General features: G+C 44.2%; 6 protein-coding genes. 5 read left to right on the top strand and 1 reads right to left on the bottom strand.

Features of this window, described 5'->3' with window-relative positions; translation table 11 throughout:
- The first annotated feature begins 20 nt into the window (after nt 1-20).
- The 5 genes from B9J84_RS04410 to mscS all read left to right on the top strand — a co-directional run bounded on the left by B9J84_RS04410 (nt 21) and on the right by mscS (nt 6,900).
- Nucleotides 21-1,976: a ligand-gated channel protein gene (locus tag B9J84_RS04410; protein ID WP_094123622.1), complete on the top strand. Its 1,956-nt coding sequence runs from the start codon at nt 21-23 to the stop codon at nt 1,974-1,976.
- Nucleotides 1,977-2,175: 199 nt separating this feature from the next.
- A complete protein-coding gene (epd, locus tag B9J84_RS04415) occupies nt 2,176-3,201 on the top strand; it encodes an erythrose-4-phosphate dehydrogenase (protein ID WP_026027970.1) in 1,026 nt (341 codons plus the stop codon).
- A gap of 148 nt (nt 3,202-3,349) precedes the next feature.
- A complete protein-coding gene (locus tag B9J84_RS04420; protein WP_026027969.1) occupies nt 3,350-4,513 on the top strand; it encodes a phosphoglycerate kinase in 1,164 nt (387 codons plus the stop codon).
- 153 nt (nt 4,514-4,666) lie between these two features.
- Complete coding sequence (fbaA, locus tag B9J84_RS04430; RefSeq protein ID WP_013857804.1) at nt 4,667-5,743, top strand: class II fructose-bisphosphate aldolase; 1,077 nt, start codon at nt 4,667-4,669, stop codon at nt 5,741-5,743.
- 293 nt (nt 5,744-6,036) lie between these two features.
- Nucleotides 6,037-6,900 (top strand): small-conductance mechanosensitive channel MscS, encoded by an 864-nt coding sequence (gene mscS, locus B9J84_RS04435; protein ID WP_026028483.1) that lies wholly within the window; start codon nt 6,037-6,039, stop codon nt 6,898-6,900.
- Nucleotides 6,901-6,974: 74 nt separating this feature from the next.
- Here mscS and B9J84_RS04440 read toward each other — a convergent pair whose 3' ends face one another.
- The gene (locus tag B9J84_RS04440; RefSeq protein WP_094123623.1) at nt 6,975-7,607 is read right to left on the bottom strand and encodes a LysE/ArgO family amino acid transporter; all 633 of its coding nucleotides are present in this window, start codon (nt 7,605-7,607) and stop codon (nt 6,975-6,977) included.
- Nucleotides 7,608-7,634 lie beyond the last annotated feature (27 nt).

Below are 7,634 nucleotides of genomic sequence, written 5' to 3' on the forward strand. Positions count from 1 at the left end.
ATCATTTAAAGGGGTGGTACATGTCCAGACTCAATCCGCTGAATGTTGCAATTACTGCGGCGCTCGGGTTATTCACCTCATCACACGTTTTCGCTGAAGAAATTCAATCTTATGAGAAATTAGTGGTGACGGCGGCTGGTTTTGAACAAACACAAGCGCAGGCTCCAGCGAGTATCAGTGTGATTACACGAGAAGAGTTGCAATCACGTTATTATCGTGATGTAACCGATGCACTGCGCAGTGTGCCGGGCGTGTTGGTGACTGGAGGTGGTGATAAAACAGACATTAGCTTGCGCGGTATGAGTTCAAACTACACTTTGATGTTAGTCGATGGTAAGCGTCAATCTTCACGTCAAACTCGACCAAATAGTGATGGCCCAGGTATTGAGCAGGGATGGATGCCACCACTGCAAGCCATTGAACGAATTGAAGTGATTCGTGGCCCAATGTCGACTTTGTATGGCTCAGATGCCATTGGTGGTGTGATCAACATCATCACACGAAAAGATAATCAAGAGTGGTCAGGCAGTGTTCAGTTGGATACGGTTTTCCAAGAAAATCGCGATTCTGGCGATCAGAACAGCGTCAACTTCTTCCTGACAGGGCCACTGGCCGACAATCTTTCTCTGCAAGTTTATGGACAGAGTACCGAACGCGATGAAGATAAGATTGAACGTGGCTACCAAGACAAAAGCTTAAAAAGTTTAACTTCAAAGTTGAACTACCAACTTAATGAGCAGCATGATCTGACTTTTGAAGTGGGTACTTCCGCACAAGATCGCCGAGGCAATGTAGGGTTATCCGTGCCAACGACAGGTTGTAAAGGTGGGTGCGAAGACAGCTTAAACGAATACCGTAGAACCTATATTTCCCTTTCTCACCAAGGGGATTGGGGCGACTATGGTGTGTCGGATACTTATGTCCAACGTGAAGTAAGTCACAATAAAAGCCGTGAAATGGAAATCATCAATACGGTAGCTAAATCAAGCTTAGTGGTGCCATTGACTAACAATACAGCAACCGTAGGCATTGAGGCTTCACATTCAAAGTTAGAAGATTTCACCTCAAATAAAGCCTCTGATTTAACTCAGATTGAAAGCACTCAATGGGCGGCGTTTGTTGAAGACGAGTGGCGCATGACCGAGTCGTTTAACCTAACCTTAGGTGGCCGTGTTGACCACGATGAAAATTATGGTTCTCATTTTAGCCCAAGAGCGTATGGCGTGTGGACCATCAATCCAGCGTGGATTCTGAAAGGTGGCGTGGCAACGGGTTTCCGTTCACCGCAGCTCAGAGAAGTCACGCCAAATTGGGCGCAGGTGAGTCAAGGCGGTAATATTTACGGTAATCCAGACTTAAAACCCGAAACCTCGATTAACAAAGAGTTGGGGTTGATGTACCAAAATGGAGCGGGTCTTAACGCGAGTTTGACTTTCTTCCATAATGATTTCAAAGACAAAATTACCCGTGTTGTGTGCCCAATCAACGTCTGTACTGCAGGTCCGAACGAGTGGGGCTCTGATCCCACTTATCGAGTGAACGTTGATGAAGCGTACACGCGTGGGGTCGAAGGTACGCTCGGTTTACCTATCACAGAAACGGTTTATTTCAACGCGAGTTATACCTTTACTGACTCAGAGCAAAAAACCGGAAAATATCAAGGTATGCCACTTGAGCAACAACCTGAACATCGCTTCAGCGCTGATATTGATTGGCAAGCGACTGACAATTTGAGCAGTTGGTTGAAGCTGACTTATCGTGGAAAAGAGAGCAACCCAGTCACTGGCCCTTCTCGTAGCAGCTTGATTGAGCCAGCTTATCAGTTCATCGATACTGGCATCACTTACGCGCTTTCTTCTCAAGTAAGCTTGAAAGGTGCGATTTACAATCTACTCGATGAAGAAATTTCATACCAAGAATATGGCTATGTAGAAGATGGACGTCGTTATTGGTTAGGTATTGACGTTAACTTTTAAACCATCAATACCGCAAATGAAATGGCTCCCGTTTGGTGAGCCATTTTTTATGGACATCTTTCTTGTCGTAGCCGCTGTTGCTTGTACCTTGAGTCCGTTTAGAAACAGAATCTTTTGCGACAACTGATGGCTTGGGGTGTTGCTCTTGGTCGCTATCGGTTACTATCTGTACCACGAAAAAAGTTAAGACGATGGAATGATGCTTAAAGTCGCGATCAATGGTTTTGGGCGTATCGGGCGCAACGTGCTGCGTGCGATATATGAAAGTGGAAAAAGTCAGCAGATAAAAGTGGTGGCGGTGAATGAGCTGGCGCTACCTGATGCCATGGCGCACCTACTGCAATACGACACTACTCATGGTCGATTTGGTAAAAAGATCACCAATGATCAAGAGCATATCTATGTTCATCATGGGCTGGATGAGTATGACTCGATTCGAATTTTGCACCTTAGTGAAATCAAACTTCTGCCATGGCGCGATTTAGGCGTTGATATTGTGCTCGACTGCACGGGTGTGTACGGCTCAAAAGCCGATGGTTTGGAGCACATTGAGGCAGGTGCAAAGAAGGTACTCTTTTCACATCCCGGCTCACATGATCTCGATAATACAATCATTTATGGGGTCAACCATGAGACGCTAACCGCAGAACACCGCATTGTGTCAAACGGATCCTGTACCACCAATTGCATTGTACCGATTATTAAAGTGCTTGATGAAGCGTTTGGTATCGATTCAGGAACCATTACCACCATTCACTCGTCAATGAATGATCAACAAGTGATCGATGCCTACCACACCGATTTGCGTCGAACACGTTCCGCAAGCCAATCCATCATTCCAGTGGACACCAAGTTGCACAAAGGAATTGAAAGGATCTTTCCGAAATTTTCTAACAAATTTGAAGCGATATCAGTGCGCGTACCGACAGTTAATGTCACCGCGATGGATTTGAGTGTCACAATTAATACAAATGTGAAAGTTAATGACGTAAATCAAACCATTGTTAACGCATCTCAGTGTACATTACGTGGCATTGTTGACTATACTGAAGCTCCGCTTGTTTCCATCGATTTTAACCACGATCCCCATAGTGCGATTGTTGATGGTTCACAAACAAGAGTGAGCAACGGGCAGCTTGTTAAAATGCTCGTTTGGTGTGATAACGAATGGGGCTTTGCGAATCGCATGCTGGATACGGCACTCGCAATGCAAGCATCCGAGTAGTAGCAGGATGATGGAGATTTATTTATTTTTAGGCTTGAAATAAATAACTCAAATCTCCATATCGATAACCAGTTTGAAGAATTTATAGGCTCGGCAAGGTTGCCGGGTTTCCAAAAACTTTATTTATTAATATTTGAGAGGACAAACCATGTCTGTAATCAAGATGACCGACCTGGACCTAGCAGGTAAACGCGTATTTATCCGTGCTGACCTAAACGTACCAGTGAAAGATGGCAAAGTAACTTCTGATGCACGTATTCTTGCATCGCTACCAACAATTCAGCACTGCCTAGCGGCGGGCGCTAAAGTGATGGTTACTTCTCACCTAGGTCGTCCAACTGAAGGCGAATACGCGGAAGAGTTCTCTCTACTACCAGTGGTTAATTACCTGAACGACGCGCTAGATTGCGAAGTAAAACTGGCAAAAGATTACCTAGATGGCCTAGAGCTAAACGCAGGTGAGCTTGTTGTTTTAGAAAACGTTCGCTTTAACAAAGGCGAGAAAAAGAACGAAGAAGAACTATCTAAAAAGTACGCCGCTCTTTGTGACGTATTTGTGATGGATGCATTTGGTACGGCTCACCGTGCACAAGCCTCAACTCACGGCATTGGTATGCAAGCACCTATCGCTTGTGCTGGTCCACTATTGGCAGCAGAACTTGAAGCACTAGGCAAAGCCATGGATAACCCAGAGCGTCCATTAGTGGCTATCGTTGGTGGCTCAAAAGTGTCTACTAAACTAACGGTTCTAGAATCGCTATCTAAAATTGCTGACCAACTGGTTGTTGGCGGTGGTATTGCTAACACTTTCATCGCAGCAGCAGGCCACAACGTAGGTAAGTCTCTATATGAAGCAGACTTGCTTGAAACGGCTAAAAAGTTGATGAAAGAGTGTTCTATTCCAGTAGCAACAGATGTTGCTTGTGCAAAAGCCTTTGATGAAAACGCAGAAGCGGAAATCAAAAACGTGGCGGATGTTCAAGATGACGATATGATTTTCGACCTAGGTCCAGACTCAACCGCGCAACTGGCTGAAATCATCGCTAACGCAAAAACCATTCTATGGAACGGTCCTGTTGGCGTATTTGAATTCAAAAACTTCGAAGCAGGTACAAAAGGTATCTCTGAAGCGATTGCGAAATCTGCAGGTTTCTCAGTGGCTGGTGGTGGTGACACACTAGCGGCAATCGACAAGTTCGGTATCAAAGCCGACGTATCTTACATCTCTACTGGCGGCGGTGCATTCCTTGAGTTTGTTGAAGGTAAAGTACTACCAGCGGTTGAAATGCTAGAAGCACGCGCGAAAGCTTAATGACTAATGAAAGCGGGAGTGATTCCCGCTTTCTTGTTTGCTGCACGTGTGTTTTTATTCTGATAGAATGACGCCAGTTGTGAGCAAACGTTTGCAAGAATTTAAACTTAACTGTTTTATTTTTAAAACGATAGAAAAAATAGGATCAAATCCATGTCTAAGATCTTCGATTTCGTAAAACCAGGCGTAATTTCTGGCGATGACGTACAGAAAGTATTTGAAGTTGCAAAACAAAATAACTTTGCTCTTCCTGCAGTAAACGTAGTGAACACTGACTCTATCAATGCGGTTCTTGAAGCTGCATCTAAAGTGAAAGCGCCAGTGGTTGTTCAGTTCTCTAACGGTGGCGCGGCTTTCTTTGCTGGTAAAGGCGTTAAACTTGCTGGTCAAGGTGCACAAATCCTAGGTGCGGTTGCTGGCGCGAAATATGTTCACGCTGTAGCAGAAACTTACGGTGTGCCTGTTATTCTTCACACTGATCACGCTGCGAAGAAACTACTTCCTTGGATCGACGGTCTACTAGACGCAGGCGAAGAGTTCTTCGCTCAAACTGGTAAGCCTCTATTCTCTTCTCATATGCTAGACCTTTCTGAAGAGTCTCTAGAAGAGAACGTTGAAACTTGTGCGAAATACCTAGAGCGTATGGCTAAAATGGGTATGACTATCGAGATCGAACTGGGTTGTACTGGTGGCGAAGAAGACGGCGTAGACAACTCAGACATGGATTCATCTGAGCTGTACACTTCTCCTGAAGACGTAGCTTACGCTTACGAGAAATTGAGCGCAGTGAGCCACCGTTTCACTATCGCAGCTTCTTTCGGTAACGTACACGGTGTTTACCAAGCGGGTAACGTGGTACTGACTCCAACTATCCTACGTGATTCACAAGCGTATGTTTCTGAGAAATTTGGCCTTCCAGCGAACTCTCTAAACTTCGTATTCCACGGTGGTTCTGGTTCTTCTGAAGCCGAGATCAAAGAGTCAATCAGCTATGGTGTTATCAAAATGAACATCGATACTGATACTCAGTGGGCAACTTGGGACGGTATCCGTCAGTACGAAGCTGAAAACCATGATTACCTACAAGGTCAAATTGGTAACCCTACGGGTGAATCTGCGCCAAACAAGAAATACTACGATCCACGCGTATGGCTACGTGCTGGTCAAGCATCGATGGTTGCTCGTTTAGAGAAAGCCTTCGCTGACCTTAATGCGATCGACGTACTATAAGTTCATTTATCTGGACTAAGTGATGAACCCGCTCAATGAGCGGGTTTTTTTATGGCCGAGATTCAGACAAAATGACTGGCGGATTGTTAAAATATTGCTTAACCTCTAACAAGCTCATATCAATGCTTCCAAGTAACTATTTGTTTTGTCAGTGTTTACATAAAACTGACTTTGCAACATAACCAAAGTGAGATATTGTGCCAAAAAACTGACACTCTGCTGTCAGTCGTTTTTTGTCTTTGATGTTCAGTGGTAACAACATTCAAAATGATTTTATAAAGAGGAAATGCAATATGTCAGGTGAATCAATGGGCATCGAAGCTCCATTAGTCGATGGTTTAGCGCAAGCCAATACTTGGCTGACCAATAATTCAGATCTTTTGATACAATACGGCGTCAATATTATTTCCGCTATTCTGATCCTATTTATCGGTAACATTGTTGTTAAAGCTGTGGCTGGAAGTGTTGCCAAGGCTCTGAAAAAGAAAGACATGGACAAAGCAGTTGTTGAGTTTGTTCATGGTCTAGTCCGTTATACGCTATTTGTGGTGGTATTAATTGCCGCTTTAGGTCGCATTGGTGTGCAAACCGCTTCTGTTGTGGCCATTATCGGTGCGGCTGGTTTGGCGGTTGGTTTAGCGCTACAAGGCTCCCTATCAAACTTTGCTGCGGGCGTTTTGATTGTGGCATTCCGCCCATTTAAATCCGGTGATTACGTGGAAGTGAGTGGTACTGCTGGATCGGTTGAATCGATTCAAATTTTTTCAACAGTACTGCGCACGCCTGACAATAAAATGGTGATTGTGCCTAATGGTTCGATCATCAGTGGCCCAATTGTTAACTATTCACGCCATGACACTCGTCGTATTGATTTGGTGATTGGTGTTTCTTATAAGTCCAATCTGCAAAAAACCAAGGAAGTGCTGGCTAAAGTAGTCGCGGCAGAGCCTCGTTTGTTGAAAGATCCTGCACCGACTATTGGTGTAATGGCCTTGGCCGATTCTTCAGTCAATTTTGTGGTTCGCCCTTGGGTGAAAACGGCAGAGTATTGGGCTGTTTATTTTGATTTGTTACAAGCCATCAAAGAAGAGTTGGATAAAGAAGGTATTGAGATCCCATTCCCACAAATGGATGTTCATCTGAATAAAATGAATTAATTCATTTTCAATCAAGTGAAAAGGGCATGAAATGATTATTCAGTTCATGCCCTTTCTTTTTGTTGGTTATACACTTACACCAGATATTGAATTGCCAGCCCTTTTGCAAGGATAAAGGCGATGCTAAACATCATTGCAGCCACGGCCATGTCTATTCCTTTCTTCACGTTAGGCTTTGAGAGCGTCGGCCCCAGTTTCGCAGCACCAATTGATAAAGAATAAAACCATACAAAAGAGGCCATCATGGTTCCTAGCGCAAACGCGATGCGATCATGGCCTTCAAACTGACCACCAATCGATCCCAAAATCACAACCGTATCTAAGTATAAATGTGGGTTAAGCACAGTAACGGCTAACGCGCCCAAAATAACCGTTCGTTTACCACGTGCGATCACTTCGCCATCCGATTCATTAATGCTTGTTGAAGTGAAGGCACTCCTTAAAGAAATAAATCCATAAAATGAGAGAAAAGCGACACCGCCTAAGGTAACCGAGGTCAGTAAGATTTCGTTACTTGAGAGTAGGGCACCGCCACCAAATATACCCAGAGAAATAAAAATCACATCCAGTAGACTACAGATGGTCGCCGTCGTTAAGTGGTGATTGCGCTTAATTCCTTGGTTTAGCACATAGGCATTTTGTGCACCAATAGGAATAATCATCGTTGCACCTAATCCAAAACCTTGTAGCAAAATCCACACATTCACAGCTCACCTCATCGTAATAATTCAATA

It is taken from the genome of Vibrio sp. V03_P4A6T147, from assembly GCF_002241085.1.
Classification (GTDB): Bacteria; Pseudomonadota; Gammaproteobacteria; order Enterobacterales; family Vibrionaceae; genus Vibrio; species Vibrio anguillarum.

What these genes read in the sequence shown, in the direction of transcription:
- B9J84_RS04410 (WP_094123622.1), top strand. Translation starts at nt 21, where the DNA reads ATGTCCAGACTCAATCCGCTGAATGTTGCAATTACTGCGGCGCTCGGG.
- epd (WP_026027970.1), top strand. Translation starts at nt 2,176, where the DNA reads ATGCTTAAAGTCGCGATCAATGGTTTTGGGCGTATCGGGCGCAACGTG.
- B9J84_RS04420 (WP_026027969.1), top strand. Translation starts at nt 3,350, where the DNA reads ATGTCTGTAATCAAGATGACCGACCTGGACCTAGCAGGTAAACGCGTA.
- fbaA (WP_013857804.1), top strand. Translation starts at nt 4,667, where the DNA reads ATGTCTAAGATCTTCGATTTCGTAAAACCAGGCGTAATTTCTGGCGAT.
- mscS (WP_026028483.1), top strand. Translation starts at nt 6,037, where the DNA reads ATGTCAGGTGAATCAATGGGCATCGAAGCTCCATTAGTCGATGGTTTA.